Annotated in this window: 20 protein-coding genes and 1 tRNA gene; 14 read left to right on the forward strand and 7 right to left on the reverse strand. The window is 64.1% G+C overall.

The annotated features are described in order from the left end of the window. Positions 1 to 90 precede the first annotated feature (90 nt). The 8 genes from IV498_RS01935 (at position 91) to IV498_RS01970 (ending at position 8,423) form a co-directional block, all read left to right on the forward strand. Positions 91 to 549, forward strand: coding sequence for a hypothetical protein (locus IV498_RS01935; RefSeq protein WP_269044870.1), 459 nt, complete (start codon positions 91 to 93; stop codon positions 547 to 549). Next, positions 546 to 1,202 carry a gluconate 2-dehydrogenase subunit 3 family protein gene (locus IV498_RS01940; RefSeq protein ID WP_269044871.1) on the forward strand — a complete coding sequence of 219 codons (657 nt, stop codon included), beginning with the start codon at positions 546 to 548 and terminating at the stop codon, positions 1,200 to 1,202. Before IV498_RS01935 ends, IV498_RS01940 begins: the two co-directional genes overlap by 4 nt. Then, positions 1,202 to 2,839, forward strand: coding sequence for a GMC family oxidoreductase (locus IV498_RS01945; protein WP_269044872.1), 1,638 nt, complete (start codon positions 1,202 to 1,204; stop codon positions 2,837 to 2,839). The genes IV498_RS01940 and IV498_RS01945 overlap by 1 nt, the downstream gene beginning before the upstream one ends. Before the next feature lie 52 nt (positions 2,840 to 2,891). Continuing rightward, positions 2,892 to 4,685 carry a thiamine pyrophosphate-requiring protein gene (locus IV498_RS01950; RefSeq protein WP_269044873.1) on the forward strand — a complete coding sequence of 598 codons (1,794 nt, stop codon included), beginning with the start codon at positions 2,892 to 2,894 and terminating at the stop codon, positions 4,683 to 4,685. Continuing rightward, on the forward strand, positions 4,685 to 5,803 hold the full coding sequence (locus IV498_RS01955) for an enolase C-terminal domain-like protein (protein ID WP_269044874.1): 1,119 nt from the start codon (positions 4,685 to 4,687) through the stop codon (positions 5,801 to 5,803). Before IV498_RS01950 ends, IV498_RS01955 begins: the two co-directional genes overlap by 1 nt. 75 nt (positions 5,804 to 5,878) lie before the next feature. After that, on the forward strand, positions 5,879 to 6,934 hold the full coding sequence (locus IV498_RS01960) for a dienelactone hydrolase family protein (protein ID WP_269044875.1): 1,056 nt from the start codon (positions 5,879 to 5,881) through the stop codon (positions 6,932 to 6,934). A 34-nt stretch (positions 6,935 to 6,968) separates the two neighbouring features. Then, positions 6,969 to 8,096: an FUSC family protein gene (locus tag IV498_RS01965; RefSeq protein ID WP_269044876.1), complete on the forward strand. Its 1,128-nt coding sequence runs from the start codon at positions 6,969 to 6,971 to the stop codon at positions 8,094 to 8,096. A 156-nt stretch (positions 8,097 to 8,252) separates the two neighbouring features. Continuing rightward, the gene (locus IV498_RS01970) at positions 8,253 to 8,423 is read left to right on the forward strand and encodes a CsbD family protein (protein WP_269044877.1); all 171 of its coding nucleotides are present in this window, start codon (positions 8,253 to 8,255) and stop codon (positions 8,421 to 8,423) included. Positions 8,424 to 9,062: 639 nt separating this feature from the next. Here IV498_RS01970 and IV498_RS01975 read toward each other — a convergent pair. Continuing rightward, positions 9,063 to 9,920 carry an A/G-specific adenine glycosylase gene (locus IV498_RS01975; RefSeq protein ID WP_442951257.1) on the reverse strand — a complete coding sequence of 286 codons (858 nt, stop codon included), beginning with the start codon at positions 9,918 to 9,920 and terminating at the stop codon, positions 9,063 to 9,065. 283 nt (positions 9,921 to 10,203) lie between these two features. Here IV498_RS01975 and IV498_RS01980 point away from each other — a divergent pair, with 283 nt between their 5' ends. Further along, positions 10,204 to 10,950, forward strand: a complete 747-nt coding sequence (locus tag IV498_RS01980; protein WP_269044878.1) for a hypothetical protein — start codon at positions 10,204 to 10,206, stop codon at positions 10,948 to 10,950. 12 nt (positions 10,951 to 10,962) lie between these two features. Here IV498_RS01980 and disA read toward each other — a convergent pair whose 3' ends face one another. The 3 genes from disA to IV498_RS01995 form a co-directional block, all read right to left on the reverse strand. After that, positions 10,963 to 12,039: a DNA integrity scanning diadenylate cyclase DisA gene (disA, locus tag IV498_RS01985; protein WP_269044879.1), complete on the reverse strand. Its 1,077-nt coding sequence runs from the start codon at positions 12,037 to 12,039 to the stop codon at positions 10,963 to 10,965. Positions 12,040 to 12,127: 88 nt separating this feature from the next. Then, positions 12,128 to 13,564, reverse strand: a complete 1,437-nt coding sequence (radA, locus tag IV498_RS01990; protein ID WP_269044880.1) for a DNA repair protein RadA — start codon at positions 13,562 to 13,564, stop codon at positions 12,128 to 12,130. 36 nt (positions 13,565 to 13,600) lie between these two features. Further along, complete coding sequence (locus tag IV498_RS01995) at positions 13,601 to 14,728, reverse strand: FUSC family protein (protein WP_269044881.1); 1,128 nt, start codon at positions 14,726 to 14,728, stop codon at positions 13,601 to 13,603. Between the two features lie 363 nt (positions 14,729 to 15,091). On the opposite strand from IV498_RS01995, the gene pstS reads away from it, so the two are divergent. The 4 genes from pstS (at position 15,092) to pstB (ending at position 19,324) form a co-directional block, all read left to right on the forward strand. Next, the gene (gene pstS / locus IV498_RS02000; protein WP_269044882.1) at positions 15,092 to 16,213 is read left to right on the forward strand and encodes a phosphate ABC transporter substrate-binding protein PstS; all 1,122 of its coding nucleotides are present in this window, start codon (positions 15,092 to 15,094) and stop codon (positions 16,211 to 16,213) included. Between the two features lie 130 nt (positions 16,214 to 16,343). After that, positions 16,344 to 17,399: a phosphate ABC transporter permease subunit PstC gene (gene pstC, locus IV498_RS02005; protein WP_269044896.1), complete on the forward strand. Its 1,056-nt coding sequence runs from the start codon at positions 16,344 to 16,346 to the stop codon at positions 17,397 to 17,399. After that, a complete protein-coding gene (gene pstA / locus IV498_RS02010) occupies positions 17,396 to 18,493 on the forward strand; it encodes a phosphate ABC transporter permease PstA (protein WP_269044883.1) in 1,098 nt (365 codons plus the stop codon). Before pstC ends, pstA begins: the two co-directional genes overlap by 4 nt. Before the next feature lie 51 nt (positions 18,494 to 18,544). Beyond that, positions 18,545 to 19,324, forward strand: a complete 780-nt coding sequence (pstB, locus tag IV498_RS02015; RefSeq protein WP_269044884.1) for a phosphate ABC transporter ATP-binding protein PstB — start codon at positions 18,545 to 18,547, stop codon at positions 19,322 to 19,324. 13 nt (positions 19,325 to 19,337) lie between these two features. On the opposite strand, the gene IV498_RS02020 is transcribed toward pstB, so the two are convergent. The 3 genes from IV498_RS02020 to IV498_RS02030 all read right to left on the reverse strand — a co-directional run bounded on the left by IV498_RS02020 (position 19,338) and on the right by IV498_RS02030 (position 21,901). After that, positions 19,338 to 20,348 carry an inorganic phosphate transporter gene (locus tag IV498_RS02020; protein WP_269044885.1) on the reverse strand — a complete coding sequence of 337 codons (1,011 nt, stop codon included), beginning with the start codon at positions 20,346 to 20,348 and terminating at the stop codon, positions 19,338 to 19,340. After that, positions 20,349 to 20,966 (reverse strand): DUF47 domain-containing protein, encoded by a 618-nt coding sequence (locus tag IV498_RS02025; RefSeq protein ID WP_269044886.1) that lies wholly within the window; start codon positions 20,964 to 20,966, stop codon positions 20,349 to 20,351. Between the two features lie 287 nt (positions 20,967 to 21,253). Beyond that, positions 21,254 to 21,901: a hypothetical protein gene (locus IV498_RS02030; protein ID WP_269044887.1), complete on the reverse strand. Its 648-nt coding sequence runs from the start codon at positions 21,899 to 21,901 to the stop codon at positions 21,254 to 21,256. Positions 21,902 to 22,070: 169 nt separating this feature from the next. On the opposite strand from IV498_RS02030, the gene IV498_RS02035 reads away from it, so the two are divergent. After that, a tRNA-Lys gene (locus IV498_RS02035) sits at positions 22,071 to 22,146 on the forward strand. Positions 22,147 to 22,183 lie beyond the last annotated feature (37 nt).

Below are 22,183 nucleotides of genomic sequence, written 5' to 3' on the forward strand. Positions count from 1 at the left end.
CCCAATTGCGCAAATGCAATGCTTGCGCAATCGCTATTAATTTTCCGGGTTCGTTTTCTGGACCTGGTTCGTCGAAAGGAAGAATGCTCCATGAAGAATGCAGCCGCGCCCGACATTGCCATCCATGGCATTGACCGGATGCTCCGCAATGTTGAAACGGGCCGCTTCGAACGATCCCTGGCGGGCTTGACGGCCATTGGGTCGCTGATCACAGCCGCGGAAATCTTTTTTGAACACGATAGTGCGAGCTTTGGCAATAAATGGATGTATGTCCCGGTGGCACTGGGGCCGCTGGGAGCGGCGGCGGGGGTGGCCGGCTTCTTCAGTAAGCGGATGGCCAAGACCGCGCTGCCCTTTGCTTCGGCCGTAATTGTTGCCAACGGTCTGCAGGGCACCTATCTGCACGCCCGTGGCATCGCGCAAAAGCCCGGCGGATTTTCCAACCTGCGCTACAACATGGAGATGGGCCCGCCGCTGCTGGCACCGCTGCTGGTGACGCTGGTGGGTGGCATGGGGTTGCTCGCGGCCGTTCTGAGGAGGGAAAAGTGACGGCGCTGCCGCTAGAACCGGAGGCCGGCGGAGGCCGTTTTCCCGGGTTCGTGGCCACGTCGCAGATCGGCCACTGGGACGATGCGACTTCCGCGGTTGTGATGGCACGGCTCGGATTACCGCCGGACCTGAGGTTCTTTTCGCCAACCGAGGAGGCGGCGGCTCGTGCCCTGTTCGACCAGCTGCTCTACCAGCGCGAGGACCCCCGGGTGCCAATTGTCAATATGGTGGACGCGCGGCTGGCCGAAAACCAGACCGACGGCTGGCACTACGACTCGATGGCCACGGACGGCGAAGCCTGGCGCTCCTCGCTGTCGGCGCTGGACGAGGATGCCTACTCCCGGCACGGCGTCAGCTTCGCCGTCGTTCCCTGGGATGATCAGGAAGCACTCCTTCAGGACGTTCACGACGCCACCCAGTGGCATGAGTTCTCGGGCGCGCACATCTGGAGCCTGTGGACGCGCTACGCCTGCACTGCCTTCTATTCCCATCCCGCGGCCTGGGACGAAATTGGCTTCGCCGGACCGGCGTTCCCCCGCGGCTACAAGAATATCGGCGTCAATAAGCGGGAGCCCTTTGAGGTTGCCGACGCCCGGCCGCAGCAGGATCCCTTGCGGTCACCGGGAACCTCCGGCAACGGCGGGGGGAAATAATGGCTTCCGTACGAGACCGCAATGCCTCCGCATGGCTGCTGCCGGCCGGCCCGGGAACAAACCACGGTCTGCGCGACGATATGCGCCGTTTCGACGACGACGACGAAGTGGACATCGTGATTATTGGCTGCGGCGCCGGGGGGTCGACCCTGCTGCAGCGGCTGGCCCGCGCCGGCTGGCGCGCCGTGGCCCTGGACGCCGGCCCGTTCTGGGACCCACTGAAGGACTGGGTCAGCGATGAGGCCGGCTCGCACCACCTGTACTGGACCGAACCTCGGGTGATCTCGGGAGCTGATCCGGTCCCGCTGGGTTCCAATAACTCCGGCCGCGGGGTAGGCGGCTCGATGGTGCACTACGCGGGTTACACACCGCGTTTCCACCCCAGCGACTTCCATACCCTCAGCGCCGACGGTGTTGGCGCGGACTGGCCGATGGAGTATCCGGACCTCGCGCCTTATTACGAAGACATCGAAGGGGAACTTCCGGTAGCGGGCGAAGACTGGCCCTGGGGGGATCCGCACTCCTACCCGCACCGCCCGCATCCGGTGTCAGGCAACGGTGAGCTTTTCCTGCGCGGTGCCCGGGCGGCCGGTATCACCGCAAAAGTGGGGCCGGCGGCCATCACGAATGGACGCTTTGGGAACCGGCCGCACTGCATCTACCGGGGCTTCTGCCTGCAGGGCTGCAAGGTCAATGCCAAAGCATCCCCCCTGATCACGCACATTCCGGATGCCCTGAACAATGGGGCTGAGGTCCGGCCCAACTCGATGGTGACAAGGATCGGCATCGACGAAAACACCGGCAAGGCAACCGGCGTACATTATTCCCGCAACGGACTGGAACGATTCCAGCGCGCCCGGATGGTCGCCGTCGCAGGTTACAGCATTGAAACGCCGCGGCTGCTGTTGAACTCGGTGTCACAGCGCTTTCCGGACGGGTTGTGCAACGACTTCGACCAGGTGGGCCGCTACCTCATGGTGCAGGGCGCGCCGCAGACCGGTGGGCGCTTCGATTCCGAGGTGCGGATGTGGAAGGCGCCGCCTCCGGAGGTCAGCTCCGAGGAATTTTACGAAACGGACCCGAGCAAACCCTACAAACGGGGCTTTTCGATCCAAACTGTGTCACCGCTGCCGATCACTTGGGCTGAGCACGTGACGGCGCAGGGACACTGGGGGAAGGACCTGCGGGCGTACATGAGCGACTACGTGCACTGGGCCTGCCTTGGCGCGCTGTGCGAATTCCTGCCGCAGGCCGGGAACCGGGTCACCCTCTCGGATGAAAAGGACCGGCGCGGCATGCCGGTTGCGCACTTCAGCTATTCGCAAAGCGACAACGACCGCCAACTGATGAAGGCCGCGCAATCCGCGATGGAGAACATTCTCCGCGGAGCAGGAGCGGATGAAGTCATCACCATTCAGCGGTACGCGCATCTGGTGGGCGGAGCGCGGATGGCTGCGGATGAACAGCACGGCGTCGTCGATTCCGACTGCCGGTCCTTTGCGGTGCCCAACCTGCTGATCACAGACGGCAGCGTGCTGCCGACCCAAGGCAGTGCCAATCCGGCGCTGACCATCATGGCTGTCACTGCCCGTGCCGCGGACAAACTGATCGTCCGTACCCCGACGGGGCCCCGCTGACACCGAAGCGTCTGGCCCGGAATACCCGAAAAAATTTGACGATGGAGGAAAAATGGCAAAGGAACTGGTAGCAGATTACCTGTTGAATCGGTTGCGCGAATGGGACGTGGATCATGTTTTCGCCTTTCCGGGCGACGGCATCAACGGCATTATCGCCGCCTTTGGCCGGGCGGACAATCAACCAAAGTTTGTTCAAGCCAGGCACGAGGAAATGGCGGCTTTCGAGGCCGTGGGCTACGCTAAGTTCACCGGCAAAACCGCTGTTTGCATGGCGACGTCGGGCCCCGGAGCCATCCACCTGCTTAATGGCTTATATGACGCCAAAATGGACCATGTGCCGGTCGTTGCCATCGTGGGACAGACCGCCCAGAGCGCGATGGGAGGTTCTTACCAGCAGGAGGTTGACCTGCTCACCCTCTTCAAGGACGTAGCCAGTGACTATGTGCAGATGGTCACTGTCCCGGAGCAGTTGCCCAACGTGCTGGACCGGGCCATCCGGATTGCTACCGCCAACCGCACTGTGACTGCGATCATCATCCCCTCGGACGTTCAGGAACTTGAATATTCCGCTCCGACGCATGCGTTCAAGATGGTGCCCTCGAGCGTGGGTATTCAATGGCCAACGGTCTCCCCGGATGACGCCGCAGTCCGGGATGCCGCAGCCCTGCTCAACAGCGGCAAGAAGGTGGCAATGCTGATTGGGCACGGTGCCAGGGGTGCCGCTGCCGAGGTGGAGGAGGTGGCCGGATTGCTCGGTGCCGGCGTGGCGAAGGCGCTCCTCGGCAAGGACTCGCTGTCGGACGAGCTGCCCTTCGTGACAGGGTCCATCGGGCTGCTCGGCAGCAGACCCAGCTACGAAATGATGATGGAATGCGACACTCTGCTCACCGTGGGGTCAAGCTTCCCTTATACCCAATTCATGCCGCAGGCCGGGCAGGCCCGCGCCGTCCAGATCGACCTGGACGCAAAGATGATTGGCATGCGCTACAACTATGAGCTGAACATTGTGGGTGACGCGGCCACCACTCTGCGCGCCCTGATCCCGCTGCTCCAGCGCAAGGAGGACCGCGGCTGGCAGGAGAAAATCCAGACCAATGTGGCCCGCTGGTGGGAAACCATGAAGGACGAGGCGCTCGTGGAGGCGAACCCCATCAACCCGCAGCGGCTGTTCCACGAGCTGTCACCCCAGCTGCCGGCAAATGCCATGGTGATGGCGGACTCGGGTTCCTCGGCTGACTGGTACGCCAGGCAGCTTAAGTTCCGTGGACAAATGCGGGGCTCGCTCTCCGGGAACCTGGCGACGATGGGACCCGGAGTGCCGTACGCGATCGGAGCCAAGTTCGGCTGCCCGGAACGTCCCTCCATCGCCTTCGTGGGGGATGGAGCCATGCAGATGAACGGCATGGCGGAACTGATCACCATCAAACGCTACTGGCAGGAATGGGCGGACCCGCGCCTGATTGTGGCAGTGCTCCATAATAACGACCTCAACCAGGTCACCTGGGAGCTGCGGGCGATGGCGGGAAGTCCAAAGTTCGTCGAGTCCCAGTCCCTGCCGGACGTTGACTACGCCGCCTTTGCGCGCAGTCTGGGCCTGAACGGAGTGGTCGTCACTTCCCCTGATGAGGTGGCGGGCGCTTGGTCCACCGCGCTGGCCGCGGACCGTCCCACCGTGCTGGATTTCCATGTCGACCCGGACGTCCCGCCGATCCCGCCGCACGCCACCTTCGCCCAGGCTAAGGCCTCCGCCAAGGCCATGCTCAGCGGCGACCCGGATGCCTGGGGCATCATCAAGGAGGGCGTCAAGACCAAGATGCAGGAATTCCTGCCGCACAAGGAGGGCTAGTGTCCGGCGCCGGCGGAGCGGAACCGCTCCTGGAAGATATCGATGTAGAAGTCTACGAGGTGCCTACCGACGCCCCGGAGGCGGACGGAACCTTCGCTTGGGATTCGACAACCATGGTGCTGGTGCGCATCCGTTCCGCCGGCAAGGAAGGTCTCGGTTGGACGTACGGTCCACCGGGCTGTGCGGACCTGATCCGCTCCCTGCTGGCACCGGTGCTCAGCGGTCGGGCGGCATTTGATGTTGCCGGATCCGCCGTGGCGATGCTGCAGGCGGTCCGCAATGCCAACCGTCCTGGCGCTGTAGGATACGCCATTTCCGCTGTGGACTGCGCGCTGTGGGATTTGAAGGCCCGGCTGCTGGGGTTGGCGCTGCACCGGCTGATCGGGACGGTACACCCGCAGGTGCAAGTCTACGGAAGTGGTGGATTTACCAGCTATTCTGAGCAGCAGCTGCAGGCTCAGCTCTCCGGATGGGCGCATGAGGACCGAATTCCGCGGGTGAAGATCAAGATTGGGCAGGACCGGGGAACCAACGTGGCCCGGGACGTGGAGCGGATGCGGCAGGCGCGGGACATTATTGGACCGCAGACCGAGCTGTTCGTCGATGCCAATGGTGCCTATACCGCCAAGCAAGCCATTCGGGTCATGGAGCGCGTGGACGATGTGGGCGTGAGATGGTTTGAGGAGCCGGTCTCCTCCGATCATTTGGAGGGGATGCGCCAGGTCCGCGAGGGTGTATCGGCGGACGTCGCCGCCGGGGAATATGGAACCGACCTGTTCTACTTCCGGCAGATGTGCCAGGCGAACGCCGTCGACTGTCTGCAGCTGGACGTCTCCCGCTGCGGTGGAATCAGTCAGTGGCTGCGGATCGCCGCCTTAGCCGCAGCCTTCGGACTGGAGGTGTCCGGACACTGCGCCCCGCATCTGAGCGTCCACGTGGCCGCAGGGACGGAGAATTTTCGGCACCTGGAATGGTTCCACGATCACGTGCGGATTGAGCGGATGTTTTTTGACGGCACCCTGGATCCTTCCGGTGGAGCACTGGTGCCGGATCCCGACGCCCCGGGCAATGGGCTGACGCTGCGCAGCGCCGATATTGAAAAGTACCGGAAGGGTTAGGAGCCCAGTCAGTCCCGGAGCCGGCGCAATCCGGCGTCCACTCCAACAACTCCGCTTCGTGCGAAAGAAGGCATCATGGACACCCATCAGGAACGAGAGCACAACGTTGCCCGTCAGCTGGCCATTTTGGACGTTGTCAGCCGGGCGGACGGGGCGTCCAGCAACGAAATCGCCGCCTTGCTTCGGCAGGCGATGGAACGCCGGGGAGTCTCCACGCCACCCGGAGCCTGGCTGGATGGGGTGGTGCGGGACGCGTCCATGGGCATTTCGTATGTGATAAACCCTGAGGTGATGACGGAAGCGCGCCGGCGCGAACTGCACTCCCAACCGGGTACAGCTGTCGAAGCTGCGGCTGGTTTCCGTGGCCCGCAGGGCCGGTTGCATCCGCCAGTCCAGGAAGTGGCCATCGCCGAGCCGGTGCCCGGGCGGAGCCAGGGGCTCCGGGCCTTCTTGGCCGTCCCGGAAGGGGCTGGTCCATGGCCGGCGGTGGTCATGATTCATGAGGCTTTTGCGATCGACGACGTGATGCTGCGGCAGGTTCAGCGGATGGCCAGCGCCGGGTACCTGGTGCTGATGCCGGATCTGTTCTCCGCAGGTGGTCCGCGCAGGTGTTTGATGGCAACGTTCCGGACGCTGCGCGCCGGTGAGGGCCGGGCCTTCGCGGACATTGAGGCTGCCCGCCGGACACTGCTGGCCCGGGGGGACTGCACGGGGGATGTCGGTGTGCTTGGCTTCTGCATGGGCGGCGGATTTGCGCTCGCCAGTGCTGCCAAGGGCTTTGGAGCCGCCTCAGTGAATTATGGAATGATCCCCAAGGATGTGGCGGACGTCGTGGAAGGGGCCTGCCCAGTGGTCGGCAGCTACGGCGCTAAGGACCGCCTGCTGGCCAGGCATGTACCCCGGTTGGAAGAGGCGCTGGACGCCCGGTCGGTGACCCACGACGTGAAAGTGTATCCCTCGGCGGGCCACGCCTTCCTTAACGACGCTCCGTCCGGACCCGCACTGCTCCAACCGCTGCTGAAGCTGGTGTCGGGAGCCGGGCCGGATCCGGAAGCGGCCGCGGACGCGTGGGCGCGGATCGAATTGTTCTTTCAGCAGCACCTTGTTCCGGAGCCACCGCGGAAGGGCTGACTTCTACCACCAACTCGATGGTTGCCATACTGGAATGATGTCACCACGCCCCGCAGAGACCGTAGCTGGCTCGTCCGTCCTGACCCGGACGGCAGCTGCCGCCCGAGCCGTATTGGCGCCCACCAGGTTGCAGCTGGCCGGCAAGGCCGCCCTGGCGGCGGGAATCGCCTGGTTTGTGGCACCCCTGATTCCCGGCCCCGCCGCACAGTATCCCTACTATGCCCCGTTCGGGGCATTGATCAGCATGTACCCGACGGTGTCCAGCTCGCTGCGGCAAGGGCTGCAGTCGTTGGTTGGCCTGGCCGCAGGAATTGGCCTGGCGTTCGCGTTGGTAAGCATCGGCAAACCCAATCCCGTCACTGTTGCCATCGTCGTCGGGGTGGGAATGATCCTCTCCGGCATCCCGCGCATCGGTGGCGGCAAGGATTGGATACCGACGGCGGCGCTCTTCGTGCTGGTGTTAGGCGGCGCCGACGCCGAGTCCTTTTCGATCGGCTACCTGGTCCAGTCGGGGGTGGGGGTTGGCATTGGTCTTGCCGTCAATCTGCTCATCTTCCCGCCGCTGCGCTTCAACGCCGCTGCGACCAGCCTGGAATTTTGCCGTCTCGCCCTGGCCGCGCAACTGGAAGACATGGGCGTGGCCATCACCGAGAAGTGGCCGCCGGAGCATGCCAACTGGTCGACTCGCAACGACCGGTTGTCGGAGGCGTCACGCAGGGTCCGGGAGGCCGTGAGCGATGCGGATCAAAGCCGTAAGGCAAATCCGAGACGCCGCCTCCACCGCCGCAATATCGGTGCCGATTATGTCCACGTGCGGGCCCTGGAGCGCATCACTTTCCACGTCAAGGACATCACCGAGGTCCTGGCCGATGCCATCTGGGAAACTCCAGAGGAGACGCCGGTTCCGGCTGACCTATGCACACCACTGGGGAACGCACTGAACACAGTTGGGGCGCTGGTGCGCCAGTGGAACGATGAGGACGCCGAGGCTATCTTCGTGCAGGCGAAAGACAGCGTCGACTTCATATCGGTCGAATACGACCGGCTGCGCTCGCCGGAGAAGGAAGTCGCGGCAGCGGCTTCGATCACCATGAGCCTGAAAAGGATTCTGCGCGGTATTCGCGGGACCCTCCCGGACGTGGCGCCGCCAGAGAAGGCCTGAACCCAGGCCGTCAGCGGCCGGCGCTGAACGGATGCGGTCCGAGCTTACATTCCGGCCCGTGACCTGCTTATACTAAGCATGCTTTGCGTTTAATTGAACGCGATTGGCCCGGCAGCATAGGCCGGGGTCACCGTAGAAAGAGAAAGCGAGCCGATTATGGGATTGGGCGACAAGATCCAGAACGAAGCGCAGGACCTGGGCGGCAAGGCCAAGGAGAAGGCCGGCGATGCAACGGACAACGAGAGCATGCAGGCCATGAAGGACCAGGCTGGCGCCGATGCCAAAAAGGCGGGCGAAAACGTCAAGGATGCGTTTAAGAACGACTGATCCTGCTGACGCCAAGGCGTCAAAAGTTCGAGGAAAATGACGACGGCGGGTACCCGGGGCGGGTGCCCGCCGTCGTTCGGTCCGCAATTCATAACTGTGGAATAACTTTCAGGCCGCTGGAGCTAAGTTCCAGCCGGACCTGCGGTTCCAGGCTGCTGCACGTAGGTCCGCGAAATGTCACAGGTCCCGGTGAAAGCTTCGTGGTCTCGGTGCTCTTCTCACCGCCGTTGGCCGCTGTCCTCGTAACCCGGATTTCCATCGGGGAGTCACTGAATTTTTGCAACGGGAGGCGGCCTACCAGGGTGCCATCAGGAATCTCGGTCGCGGCGCAGCTCTCTGGAACCGTTTCTGAGCAGGTTCCCGACTCCGAAATGCTGCCCGCATGCAGGTCCAAGTCCCTATCGGTGCAGCGGCCGTCTTGGCAGACAGACAGGTGCACCGACTCCGTCTGTGCCGCCAGCTCGGCGGAAACGGTGAGCATCACGCCCTGAAATGTTCCAGCTGGATGGCACAGATTAGCGTCGCAACCACTAACAGCAAGCAGCACCGCCAGAGGGGCCAGCAGCCAGCGCAATCGGAGCACAACCGCAATTCGGCGCATACACCCAGCCTGAATCTCGCGGGCTCCTGCGTCAAGACTCAGTCCGGTAACAGCAGGCCCCCTTCCCTGCTTTGAGCCAAACCGTCCTGCAGTAATCCCTCAATGGCGCGCTCCAGCTGGGATTCGGGAGCCATCAGGCTGTGCAGCCGCCGCAGCTGGGACCGCAACGATTCGGAAAAGGTTGTGCCATCGAGCCCGTCGTCACCGAGTTCCGGGACCGGTGCGAAGAAGAGCTCGCGTTGGATCGGCATCCGGGTGGCGCGCAGCACTCCCATCACTGCCCCACGTACCTGCCGGTCCGTTCCCGCCCACGGCTGGCCCTTGGCCACATACGACGGCGCCGGCTGGCCGGCGGCCAGCCAGGCGCACTCGCTGCGGATCGGGCAATTTCCGCATTTGGGAGCCCGTGCCGTGCACACGAGTGCGCCCAGCTCCATCACTGCGGCGTTCCATTTTGCCGATTGCGCGCCTTCCTCGGGAAGGAGAGCTGCCGCAAGCCGCATTTCTGCCGCGCTCAGGGTCGGCGCTGGCAGCGCCGACCCTGAGATGACCCGGGCCTGCACGCGCCGTATGTTTGTGTCCACCACGGTTGCGCGCCGGCCGTAGGCAAAGGCGGCCACCGCGGCTGCGGTGTAGGTGCCCACTCCTGGCAGCGTGAGCAAACCATCGAAGCTGTCCGGCACCACGCCGTCATGATCAGCTGTAATCGCCGCGGCGGCGGCGTACAGACGCAGGGCCCTGCGGGGGTATCCGAGCCTGCCCCAGGCGCGCACCGCTTCCCCAGCCGGCTCGGCTGCCAGCGCCGCGGGCGTCGGCCAACGGTCCATCCATTCCTGCCATATCGGCAGCACCCGGGTCACAGGGGTCTGCTGAAGCATGACTTCGCTGACCAGCACGCCCCACGCCGAACAATCGCGGCGGCGCCAAGGCAAATCACGGGCGGCCCGGGCGAACCAATCGGTGAGCCGTTGATGGAGCGCGCGGCGATCGGGCAGTATTGGGCAGCCCGGTGGGAGCGGGGCAGAGGCAGGAGAAGTTTCGATGCTTTAGTTTATGACCGCTGGCCGCGGTGCGCCGGGAGCCGAACATGATGCACCGCGTGAGGACGGACTCAGCTGCGGCGGACCGGGGGCGGCGTGGTGGCGAGCGGAGAGAGAATCGATTACGTACTGTGGAGTGATGGCTAGGCAGGGCGTCCCCGGGGACGGCAGGGACCGTGAGCGGCCGGCCCAAGGCCGGCCGGCAAGTCCACGCGCCACGGCGCGGAGGCGTTCGCCGTCGGCGCGGGTGTTGCGCCGGCGTCGAGCCGTGGTGTCTGTTGTCGCCTTGCTGGTGCTGCTGGCGCTGGTTGCTGGCGTGGCATACTTCGTCGGAAAGTTGGGCGACGCCGTGCCGGCTGCATCGACCGCTTCGCAAAGCACCGCAGGTCCCGCCTCCACCGCCGCAGCAGCGGCGTCAACGGAACCGTCCGCGTCGTCGCCGGCCGCCACTTCGAGCGCCGACGATACCCCTTCCCCGACCCCCACGCTGGGAGAGGCGCCGCCCTGCGGCCAGGACCAGCTGGTGGTGGGCGCATCGGTGGATTCTCCGGTTTACCCGACCGGGAAAAACCCTGTGCTGACCTTGACAGTAACCAACAGCTCGGACTCTCCGTGCTCGGTTAACCTCGGCACAAGCCAGATGGAGTTCCTTATTAAAAGCGGTGGCGATCGCATTTTCTCGTCCAAGGACTGCCAGCAGGGTGCCGAGGATCTGCAGAAAAATATTGCTCCCGGGACCTCCGAAACCGCTAAATTTCCCTGGTCCAGGAACCGCACGGTTCCGGGCTGCAAATCCGTCACGGCCATCCCCAAGCCCGGAAATTACGTTTACCAGGCCAAGCTGGGCCAACACTTGAGTGATTCAGTTCCGTTCACGCTCCAGTAGCGCGGTAGTGAGCTACAGGAAACGGTCCAACAGGCTGGCCTCAGCGATCCGGGAGAGACCTTCGCGGACGTTGCGGGCACGCTGTTCACCGATTCCGTCCACCACCATCAATTCGCCGATCGTGGCCGCCATCAGATTCTGCAGTCCGCCAAAGTGGTCCACCAGCCGATCGGCGACGGCACGCGGCACGGCCTTCAGGCCGGAAACCAGCCGGTACCCGCGCGGCTGGATGATGGCCTCAAGCGAATCGGAGCCCGCCGTCAGACCGACGGTGTTGGCAATGCGGCTCAGATCGATCAGCTCCGTTGGCCCAATGTCGGCCAGTGCGGCAACGGCCGCCTCAATGTCCGCCGGACTGGTGGTGGTCGCGGAATAATCCCTGATCACCATTTCGCTTCCCGGACCCCGGCCAACCGTCAGTTCGTCCAGCTGCAGGGAGAGCAGCCGGCCGTCCACGCCCAGCTCCAGCACGTAGTGGGCGATTTCCTCGGAAATCCGACGCACCATTTCCTGGCGCTGCAGCGTGACGGCGACGTCCCGGACGGTGACCATCGCCTCGATCTCCAGTGCGGAAAGCGAGCTGGTGACCTGGTCCAACCGAGACCTGTAACGCTCCAGCGTGGCAAGCGCCTGATTGGCCCGGGCCAGGACCTTCTCCGAACCTTCCAGCACGTGCCGCAGACCGTTGACATACAGCGCAATAATCTGCATGGACTGGCTGACGGAAATAACCGGAACACCCGTCTGGATGGCCACACGTTCCGCTGTGCGGTGCCGGGTCCCGGATTCCTGAGTCTCAATCGAGGGATCCGGCACCAGCTGCACGGCGGCGCGGACAATTCGGCTGGCCTCCTTGTCGCACACGATTGCGCCATCCATTTTGGCCAATTCACGCAACCGGGTGGGAGAGAAGTCGATGCCTATTTCGAAGCCACCGGAGCAGATCTGGTCAATGGTGCGGTCCAGTCCCAACACAATCAGCGCACCGGTGCGTCCGCGCAGAATCCGCTCAAGCCCATCACGCAGCGGCGTGCCGGGGGCGACTCTGGCCAGGGTAGCCTTGAGAGCTTCTTCAGGGCTGCGAGCCATTGCCATTCCCTTCCACTGTGCGCGCGGAAGTTTCCGCGTTGATCACCTAGGGCAATAATAGTGGGCTTCCCCGCCGCCGTTCGGACGTTCAGGGGCCGACAGGCCCAAGCGGGAACGGCGCGCTCTCCGGTTTTGCCCCGGAAAACAACAGCTCCAGGGCTTCGCCAAGGTGGTGAACTTCCCGGACCGAGAAGCCCTTTGGAATGGACCCGGGGCCCTTGGCACTGGCCGGCACTATGGCGTGCGTGAAGCCGAGACGATGCGCCTCCTGGATGCGTTGGGCGATGCCAGGCACTGCCCGCACTTCACCGGCAAGGCCAACTTCGCCGAACGCAATCAGCCGGTTGGAGATGGCGATGCGTGCCTTCGACGAGGCCACCGCCAGTGCGATCGCCAAGTCCATTGCCGGTTCCGTCAGTTTAACGCCGCCCACCGTGGCTACATAGCTGTCCTCTGCCTGCAGTGCCACGCCGCCGCGCTGCTGCAGGACTGCCAGCAGCATGGCCACCCGGGAGGAATCCAAGCCGCTGGTGGCACGACGGGGCGAAGGGGTGGAACTGCCGGCAAGGAGCGACTGCACCTCCGCCAGCAGCGGCCGCCGCCCCTCAAGAGTGACGGTTATGCAGGTCCCGGACACCGGGTCCTTAATCCGGGAGACGAAGAGCCCGCTGGGGTCCGCCAACCCGACGATTCCGTGTTCGGTGAGGTCGAAACAGCCCACCTCATCGGTGGGGCCATACCGATTCTTGACGGCGCGCAGCAGCCGAAGCCGGGAATGCCGCTCGCCGTCGAACTGGCAAACCACGTCCACCAGATGCTCCAGCAGCCGCGGCCCGGCGATGGATCCATCTTTGGTCACATGGCCCACCAGCAGTGTGGTCATATTGAGCCGCTTGGCGGCAGCAATCAGCGACGCCGCCACTTCGCGGACCTGGGTAACCCCACCGGCACTGCCGTCCACCACGGCGCTGCTGAACGTCTGCACGGAATCCAGCACCAGGAGCTTGGGATGCAGTTTTTCCACCTGCCCCAGTGCGGACCCCAGATCGGATTCGGCACTCAGATACAAAGTGTCCGCCACAGCGCCGATCCGGTCCGCGCGGAGCTTCACCTGGGCCGCGGACTCCTCACCGGTGAGGTAGAGCACGTCCCGGACCTCCACCCGATCCTCATTGCGGGCAAACTTCGCGGCAACGTCGAGCAGCAGGGTGGACTTGCCCACTCCCGGTTCTCCGGCCAGCAGGATGACAGCGCCCGGCACCACACCTCCGCCCAGTACCCGGTCCAGTTCGGGAACCCCGGTGGGCAGATAGGCTGCCGCCGTCGCATCCACATCCGCGATCCTCGGCGCCGGCACCGCCACTGCCGTTGCCGCCGTCGTCCGCGCAACCGCGGCGCCGGACTCCTCCACCGTTCCCCATGCCTGGCATTCACCGCAGCGGCCCACCCATTTTGCGGTGTTCCAGCCGCACTCTGAGCACTTATAGCCTGCCGGACGGGGTGCGCGTGCGCTCTTTGTTGCCATCCGGCCAGCCTAGCGGCGGCCACCGACAGTATCCGATCAGAGCTGCGGCAGCGCGTCGCGGGAGTCATCGGCGTCCATGCCCGCGGCCTCAAGCAGGTCCACCATCAACGGCCGGAAGAGCATCACCACAGTTTCACCCTCGAGGCGTTCGATGCCCATCTGTTGGGGGTGCAGCCCCGACGCAATGCCGGAGAGAGTGGAACGGGCGTTCTGCAGATGCAGCGAGCGCGCGGCGGCCTGCGGATCGGAAAGCCCCGTCGCCAGTTCCTCGACCGCATCCGCCGTATCGATCAGGACCAGCGAGATGGCTTGGATCCCGTGGTCCGAAAGTGCGGCGTTATTGATGGCGCTGGTCAGCCTGCGGGCGAAAACGCGGCTGTTGCGCAGGGCCAGGTCAATGTAGTCCAGCGACTTGGCCAAACCCTCGATTTCGTCCTGATAGCGCCGGTATGCGGGAGAAAGGCGCGTGACCTCGCCCGATGATCGGATGGAGGTGCGCATCGAATCCACCAGCACTTGACAGTTGCGGGCCCTGATCAGCGCATGCCAAGCCTTGGTCGAATCGCTGTCCGTGAGCGCAACGGCACATTCGCGAAGCACCTTGGCGAGCTGTCCCAGCAGTCTGTTCAGATCATTTTTCGGCTCCCGGCGGGGATCGCGCGGGGTCAAGAAGGCGATCGCCAGGGCAAAACAACCGCCGACGACGGCGTCAATGCTGCGGGTGAATGGCCCGCCTGCCGGTACGGGCAAAAGGACCACGAGCAGCGACTGCAAACCAAGTTGGGTGGTGAAGATGTTCCCGCCGTCCAGGAATCTGGCCAGCATGATGGACAAGAAGAGCACGAGGGCGGCCTGCCAGATCCCCGAGCCCAGCCAATGCAGCAGCAGATCACCCACCACGATCCCCAACGTGCAGCCCGCACCTACCTCCAAGACCCTGCGGAGCCGGGGATCGCGCGAGAAACCCAGCGCGATCATCGACGAAGTGGCGGCGAACAGGGGACCGTTGTGGCCGAGCACGTATTGTGCGAAGGCGTAGGCTCCGACCGCACAAATAGTGATCTGCCCGGCCGGCAGCAGGGACCTCGAACTGCGCCGCAGGCCCACCCTGGTTCTGGACTTCAGGAAGCCCAGGGCAGCTGTGGGTCCCTTTCCGCTCGGCATGCGCCAAGTCTAGGCGCAGGCCGTCCCCGCCGCCGCAGCCGCCGCAATCCCAGGAGGGGCCGCTGCTGCGGCAGCGGTCCAAGCCGCCGCGGTCCCGAAGCAACGCCGTCGCCGCCGGCACAGTGTCGAAGCAACCGCCGCCGCTGCGGTCGACGACAACAATGCCGCTGCTGTTTACCGTGTGTTCACCTTGCTTTACCTGTCCCGTTACCTCTCCGGCATAACTTCGAAGAGGACACAGTCCCGGACAGCTCATGCATTGGCCAACCAATGCGCCGGCCTCCGGGTGGCTCCGCCGATTTTGAAAGGTCCCACAGTGGGGTCTTCGACTCTCAGCTATTTCCCTGGAAAGGGGCAACACCAGTGAAGGTTCTTCGCTTTGGCCGCGTTGCGGCAGTTATCGCCGCCGGCGCTCTGGCATTGACCGCATGCGGCGGCTCCAACACCGGTGCGTCAGCACCGGGAGCGGGAAGCAACTCCGGTGGCTCATCGAGAACGGAAAGCCTCAGCGGCACGATCACGGCTGGCGGATCCAGCGCGCAGGCCAACGCCCAGGCGGCCTGGACGGCGGGATTCAAGGCGCAGGCCCCGGGTGTAACCGTCAACTACGACAAGTCGCAGGGCTCCGGCGGCGGCGTTACCAACTTTCTCGCCGGTACGTATGACTTTGCCGGTTCGGATGCCTACCTTAAGCCGGATCAGGCCGCCAAAGCGCAGGAAAAGTGCGGTCCCGGTGGCGCGGTGAACCTACCGGTTTATACCGACGGCGTTGCCATTATCTTCAACCTCAAGGGCGTCGATAAACTGCAGCTTTCTTCCGACACGCTCGCGAAAATCTTCGCGCAGAAGATCAAGAGCTGGGACGACGCTGCCATCAAGGCGGACAACCCCGGCGTGACGCTGCCAAGTACCGCAATCACCACTGTGACGCGTTCGGACGGATCCGGGACCACGCAGAACTTCAGCAACTACCTGCACCAGGTTGCACCCGGCGTCTGGACCAGCCCGGTCAGTAATAAGTGGCCCATTGCGGGCTCATCCGCTCAGCAGGGTGGCTCAGGCGTGGTCAATACGGTCAAGGCCGGCGACGGCACCATCGGTTACGCGGACCACAGCTCCATCGGTGATGTTAAGGCAGCCTCCATCAAGGCCGGCAGTACCTATGTCGCCTTCAGCCAGGACGCCGTCACCAAGGCCATCGCGGCAGCCGTGACACCGGCGAAGACCACCGTGGCCGGTGACCTGTCCCAGGATATCGACTACACCAAGCTGACCTCGGGAGACGCCTACCCGATCCCGCTGATCTCCTACGACATCCTCTGCACTAAGTTCAAGGATGCCAAGCAGGCGAAACTTGTTACCGCCTACATTGGCTACATCATCAGCGACCAGGGTCAGAAGATCGCCGCCAAGAATGCAGGCTCCGCACCCATTCCGGCCGATCTGGCGACAAAAATCAGCGCCACACTGAAGACGATTTCCTAATCCTGGCAACTCAGCCGGATCCGGATTTCCCTGCTCCGGCGGGGAAATCCGGATTTTTCGAGTTGTCCACTCCGCCCTACCCCGTCCAAGGAAGCATTACGTGAGCGAATCCTCCAGAGTCGGCCCGAGGATGTCGGCTGCCACCAAGGCACGGCCGGCAGACCGTATATTCCGCCTGCTCAGCACCTCGGCTGCGGTTTCCATCATGGTCATCCTGGCCGGGGTGGCACTGTTCCTGATCGTCAGGTCGCTGCCGGCCATCCTGGCCAACTGGCAGACCACGCCGGAATTGAGCACCGGCCCCACGGGCGGCTTCGCCAGCTTTTTCAGCTACGTGGGACCGTTGGCCTTCGGCACCGTCTGGGCTTCAGTGATCGCGCTGCTGATGGCCACCCCCGTCGCCGTCGGGATCGCCCTGTTCATCTCGCACTACAGCCCACGGAAACTGGCGGGTTTCCTCGGCTATATCGTGGACCTGCTGGCCGCCGTCCCGTCCGTCGTCTTCGGCCTGTGGGGCATCCTGGTGATGCGCCCCTTCCTGCTGCCTATGCAGGTATGGCTCAATGAGTACCTGGGCTGGATTCCGCTGTTCAGCGGCAAGGTCACCTCGACCGGTTCCAGCATCCTCACCGGCGCTGTGGTGCTGGCGGTCATGGTTCTGCCGATCATCACCTCGATTTCCCGCGAAATCTTCCTGCAGACCCCCAAGCTGCACGAGGAAGCTGCGCTTGCCCTCGGCTCAACCCGCTGGGAGATGATCCGGCTGACGGTCTTTCCATACGCACGGTCTGGCGTCGTCAGTGCCATCCTGCTGGGGCTGGGTCGGGCCCTGGGGGAGACGATGGCCGTCGCCATGATTATCTCGCCGGCCATCCTTGTCTCCTTTAAACTGACCACGGAGGGTGAAAATTCTCAGACCATCGCGTCCAATATTGCGCTCAACTTCCCGATCGCCAGTGGACTGCAGCGTGACGCGCTTATTGGGACGGGTCTGGTGCTCTTCGTGATCTCCCTTGCCGTGAACATGCTTGCGAGGCTGATCCTGAATGCAAAGCCAGGCGGTCGGAAACTGTGGGTCAGGCCCAGGACCGAGCCAAGGGCCAAGGCAATAGCCATTGCGGCGGCCGAAGCGGGCGCCGAAACCGCGATCGATACTTCCCAGCGCAGCCCGGCAGGCCGGTCATGAGCGGCTCGGGCACCTTAAAGATCCCAGCGACGCGCAACCGACTGACCACCGGCCAGTTACCGCGCTTCGCCTCCCTTTACACCCTGGGCGTGGCCTTCGTGCTCGCCGCGGCCGTAATGGGACTGATCGGCTTCAATGCATTCGGACTGGCCGCCTTCACCTCGGTTTTCTACCTGATCCTTATTTCCGCGCTCTCGACGGCCATCGAAAACCGGCGCAAGGCAATGGACCGTTTCGTTCGCGGCCTGGTGACGGTGGCGTTCCTGCTGGCTCTTGCTCCGCTGGTCTCGACCCTGTGGACCGTTTTCAGCAAGGGCATCGGAATCATCTCCCCCGCCTTCGTCTTCACGTCCGGCGGCAGCCCCACGATCAACCCGAACACGTTGGAGATTGTCAGTTCCCCAGGCGCGCTGCAGGCGATCGTGGGCACGTTGGAGATCACCGGCCTCGCCACCTTGTTCTCCGTTCCGATTGGTTTGCTGACCGCGATTTACCTCGTGGAGTACGCGGCGCCCACTTTCTGGCTGCGGCGGGTGGTGAATTTCCTGGTTGATGTGATGACGGGCATTCCCTCCATCGTGGCCGGTCTGTTTGCCTTCTCGCTTTTCAGCCTGCTGGTCGGCCCGAAGGCGTTCAGCGGACTCTCGGCCGCCGTCGCCCTGTCCGTGCTGATGATTCCCACCGTGGTGCGCTCCTCGGAGGAAATGCTGCGGCTGGTTCCGGCGGATTTGCGCGAGGCCTCCTATGCGCTGGGCGTGACCAAGTACGTGACCATTATGCGGATCGTTGTGCCGACGGCGATCGCCGGCCTGGCGACCGGCGTCACCCTCGCGATCGCCCGCGTCATCGGTGAGACGGCTCCCATTTTCATGGCCGCCAGTTTCACCGACGCCTTCAACGGCAACCCGCTCAACGGGCCGATGCAGACTCTTCCGGTGATGGCTTATACCGGATACAAGTTCCCGGGACAGGACATTGCCCTGTCCAATGACCAGGCCTGGGGGGCGGCGCTGCTGCTGGTGGCGCTGGTGATCGTGCTGAACCTGATTGCGCGGATCATCGCGATGATTTTCGCGCCCAAGACCGGCCGCTGAGTGTGCAGCCGGAACAGCAGCGAACCAACTTCCACTTCGTCAAGGAAATCGATGTCCAAGAGCGTTAACATAAAAGACCTGAATGTCTACTACAGCGATTTCATGGCCGTCCAGGACGTCACCATGGACATTGCTCCCCGATCCGTGACGGCCTTCATCGGCCCGTCGGGCTGCGGCAAGTCCACCCTGTTGCGGACGTTGAACCGGATGCATGAGGTAATACCCGGCGCGCATGTGCAGGGCCAAGTGCTCGTTGATGGAGACGATCTTTACGGCGCCGGCGTCGATCCGGTTACCGTGCGCCGGCAGATCGGCATGGTGTTCCAGCGGCCCAACCCCTTCCCGACCATGTCCATCAAGGAAAACGTGCTGGCCGGGGTGCGGCTGAACAACAAGCGTATTCCCCGCGCCACTGCCGAGGCTCTGGTGGAGAAGTCACTGCAAGGTGCCAACTTGTGGAATGAGGTCAAGGACCGGCTGGATAAGCCCGGTCAGGGCCTCTCCGGCGGTCAGCAGCAGCGGCTGTGCATCGCCCGCGCCATCGCCGTCGAACCCGAGGTGCTGCTGATGGATGAGCCATGCTCGGCGCTGGATCCGATCTCTACCCTGGCCGTCGAGGACCTTATCAACGAGCTGAAGGACAGTTACACCGTGGTGATCGTGACCCATAATATGCAGCAGGCCGCCCGCGTGTCGGACAAGACCGCGTTCTTCAATATCGCCGGGACGGGCAAGCCGGGACGGCTTATTGAATACTCCGATACCACCACAATCTTCAACAACCCGGTCCAGCAGGCCACCGAGGACTACGTCTCCGGCCGCTTCGGATAACCGGCGCCCGACTCTAAAGGAGCGGCGAAACAGCGAGGAACAGGATGCCGCCCAGCAGTGCGGAGGCAAGGGGGGTGGCGATCCAGGCGCCGAGGATCCGCAGCCAGAGCCGGCCATTCGTGGCGGAAATGCGCTGATTGATCCCCGCTCCCACGATCGAAGACGTCACGGTGTGTGTGGTGGACAGCGGGAGGTGCAGCCCGATCGCACCGACGAAGAGCAGCACAAAACTTACCAGCTGTGCCACCAGCCCCCGCATTGGATCTATTTTGGTCAGCCGGCTGCCCAGCGTGTGGGAGATCCGCCAGCCTCCGGCCAGCGTGCCGGCGGCGAGCAGGACAGCGGGAAAGAGCTGCGCCCAGACCGGAACGCGGCCCTCCGATAGCAGACCGGCGGCGGCCAGCGCAAGCAGTATGACCATCGTCGTCCGCTGCCCATCCTGAAGCCCGTGGCCAAAGGCGACGGCGGCACTGCCCACCGCCTGGCCGCGCCGGACACGGCGGTTGACGAAGCTGGGCTGGGAGTGCCGGGTAGCCCAGACGGCTGGGTATACCGCCAGGAAGGACAAGGCGAAGGCGATCACCGGAGAGATCAGCAGCGGAACGGCCACCAGCCAGAGAATGGTGGAGTCCATTCCCCGCAGTGGTGCTTCGCCACGCAGCAACGAAGCGCCCGCTGCCCCGGCGATCCCGCCTATCAGCGCATGCGTGGACGACGACGGGTAACCGCGCCGCCACTGGTACACGCCCCAAATGCAGGCGCCCGCAAGACCGGCCGCCAGCAGACCAAGCCCGGGAGGGCCCGGGGGAACGGCGAACAGACGGTCTTTGAGGGCGACGGCGAGCGAAACGCTCAGCAGGGCACCGACCAGGTTGAACAGGGCCGCCAGGATCACAGCCACGGTGGGCGTCAGGGACCGGGTCCGTACGGCCACGGCCACGGCGGAGGAGACATCACGGAAACCGTTGAGGAACGCGAAGACTGCGGCCAGGGTGCAGACCAGTCCCAGCAGGAACAGCTGCACCTACGATTCCTGCACGATGATGCTGCCCACCTGGGTGGCCACCCGGCGCATCTCCCTTGTCACATCCACCAGTTGGTCCGCGATGTCTCGGTACCGGGCGTACTGAAGGGGTGTGTTGTCCTTGAGTAGTTCGCTGACGAAGACCCGGTGAGTACGCTCCGCGCGCTTGGCCAGCCGCAGGATCTCGATCCAGTATTCCTCCAATTGATCCAGATCCTCCAGTTTGTGCATCGCCTCGACAGTCAGCTCGGCCTGGCGGGCGATGACCTCCAGCTGATCGGAGGCCCGGCGGGGGATGCGCTCCAGTTTGTACAGCGCGATCAGCTCCGCGGCGCCATCGAGCTTCTCCATCGCCTCGGTCAGATACCGCGAAAGTGCGTACAGGTCCTCGCGCGGCAGGGGATTGATGAAGCTGGTGCGCATGTGAGTCAGCAGAGCCGCATGCAGCTCGGTGCAGGTGGCGTCCTGCTGGTGCAGCCGCTCGGCCAGCGCGTCAAAATCCTGTGGCGCGGCGCCCAACAGTTCCGAGAGGGTGTGCACGCCCAGCACGATTTGCCCGGCCATTTTCGCCAGGATGTGGAGTCCGGCTCTCTCCTGCGGAAACAGGCGAAGTTTCATGGCGGTGCCCTTCCGATCGGATCTCCGGCGGCCATCCGCGGCATGGGCACGTGGAGGCAGGAACTTGGGCATAAAAATGGTGCCGAACCGGGAGCGCCTCACGGCGTTAGGCCGCTCAAAGCGGCTAAAAAGTGGAGCCCGGGGGTTCCGCAGTTCGACACCACCATCAGTTTTCTACTTTGGCGGGTCCATGTCAAACACCCTGTGCGGTCGCGGTGCATATCCGGCGTCTGCTGGGCCACTGCGCCAGTCCAATCCGGTGCGGCGCCGGTCCAATCCGGCTCGAGCTAGTCCAATTCGCCGAGCCGCCAGGCGGCTGCGGCGCTTTCCAGGTCCTCTGCCGTTTTCACCAGCTGGTGGGCATTTCGGGTCAGCTTGCCGGCATGGTCGCCATTGGCAGGCTCACGGTCGTCGGCCACCCGGGACTGGCCAAGGGCCACTACCCGGCAGAAGGCGGCAGAGCGTTCCAGCGCCACGTCGAATTCACCATCAAATGCGCCGGAGAGGATGGCATCAGCCATCGTTTTGAGCTCGTCCGCCCCCGGCGGTTCAGCAACCCCGGCCACGGCATGCGCCACCTGCGCCGTGTCTTTGCCCGCTTTGAAGTACACGGAAACCCGGTGCGGATCCTGCACGGTGGCCGCCCGGAGTGCGTAGAGCCGCCACAGGGCACCGGGAAGCGATCGGGCCGGACTTTCGGCCCACAGCTCGGCGATGACCTCCAGGCCCTGCTGATCCGCCAATTTCACCAGCCGCTTGGTGACGGCAGGGTCGTCGCTTTCCCGACCGCGGTGCACGAGCGCGTGGGCGGCCAAGTGCGCCGCCTCCGAAACCCTGGCCGGATCCGCACCACCGGCAAAGGGTTCGAAATCCATCGGTGCAAAAGGCAGCGGCCGGTGTGGCCGCGGGACACTGGATCCTGTTGCTTCACTCATATCCCGACACTACTCCTGTGCTTTTGGCTGGTCGAGATCCGGGCCGGACTGCCAGCCTGCTCCCGCCTTGGGCCCGAACAGCCCTGCAGGCCGCGGCGATTGCCGGCCGCGGGGGTGTGTGCGCTATTCTAGGTAGCGTCCGCAGCAGGTTGTTGCCGTGGGCTGGTATGGGCCTTTAGCTCAGTTGGTAGAGCATCGGACTTTTAATCCGTGGGTCGTGGGTTCGAGCCCCACAGGGCCCACCAAAAGCAGCAGGGGTGGAAGCGTCAAGCTTCCACCCCT

The organism is Paenarthrobacter sp. Z7-10, from assembly GCF_026932795.1.
GTDB lineage: Bacteria > Actinomycetota > Actinomycetes > Actinomycetales > Micrococcaceae > Arthrobacter_M.

Coding starts and splice junctions, on each gene's coding strand:
- IV498_RS01935 (WP_269044870.1), top strand. CDS start 91: ATGAAGAATGCAGCCGCGCCCGACATTGCCATCCATGGCATTGACCGG.
- IV498_RS01945 (WP_269044872.1), top strand. CDS start 1,202: ATGGCTTCCGTACGAGACCGCAATGCCTCCGCATGGCTGCTGCCGGCC.
- IV498_RS01950 (WP_269044873.1), top strand. CDS start 2,892: ATGGCAAAGGAACTGGTAGCAGATTACCTGTTGAATCGGTTGCGCGAA.
- IV498_RS01960 (WP_269044875.1), top strand. CDS start 5,879: ATGGACACCCATCAGGAACGAGAGCACAACGTTGCCCGTCAGCTGGCC.
- IV498_RS01965 (WP_269044876.1), top strand. CDS start 6,969: ATGATGTCACCACGCCCCGCAGAGACCGTAGCTGGCTCGTCCGTCCTG.
- IV498_RS01970 (WP_269044877.1), top strand. CDS start 8,253: ATGGGATTGGGCGACAAGATCCAGAACGAAGCGCAGGACCTGGGCGGC.
- IV498_RS01980 (WP_269044878.1), top strand. CDS start 10,204: ATGGCTAGGCAGGGCGTCCCCGGGGACGGCAGGGACCGTGAGCGGCCG.
- disA (WP_269044879.1), bottom strand. CDS start 12,039: ATGGCTCGCAGCCCTGAAGAAGCTCTCAAGGCTACCCTGGCCAGAGTC.
- radA (WP_269044880.1), bottom strand. CDS start 13,564: ATGGCAACAAAGAGCGCACGCGCACCCCGTCCGGCAGGCTATAAGTGC.
- IV498_RS01995 (WP_269044881.1), bottom strand. CDS start 14,728: ATGCCGAGCGGAAAGGGACCCACAGCTGCCCTGGGCTTCCTGAAGTCC.
- pstC (WP_269044896.1), top strand. CDS start 16,344: ATGTCGGCTGCCACCAAGGCACGGCCGGCAGACCGTATATTCCGCCTG.
- pstA (WP_269044883.1), top strand. CDS start 17,396: ATGAGCGGCTCGGGCACCTTAAAGATCCCAGCGACGCGCAACCGACTG.
- pstB (WP_269044884.1), top strand. CDS start 18,545: ATGTCCAAGAGCGTTAACATAAAAGACCTGAATGTCTACTACAGCGAT.
- IV498_RS02025 (WP_269044886.1), bottom strand. CDS start 20,966: ATGAAACTTCGCCTGTTTCCGCAGGAGAGAGCCGGACTCCACATCCTG.
- IV498_RS02030 (WP_269044887.1), bottom strand. CDS start 21,901: ATGAGTGAAGCAACAGGATCCAGTGTCCCGCGGCCACACCGGCCGCTG.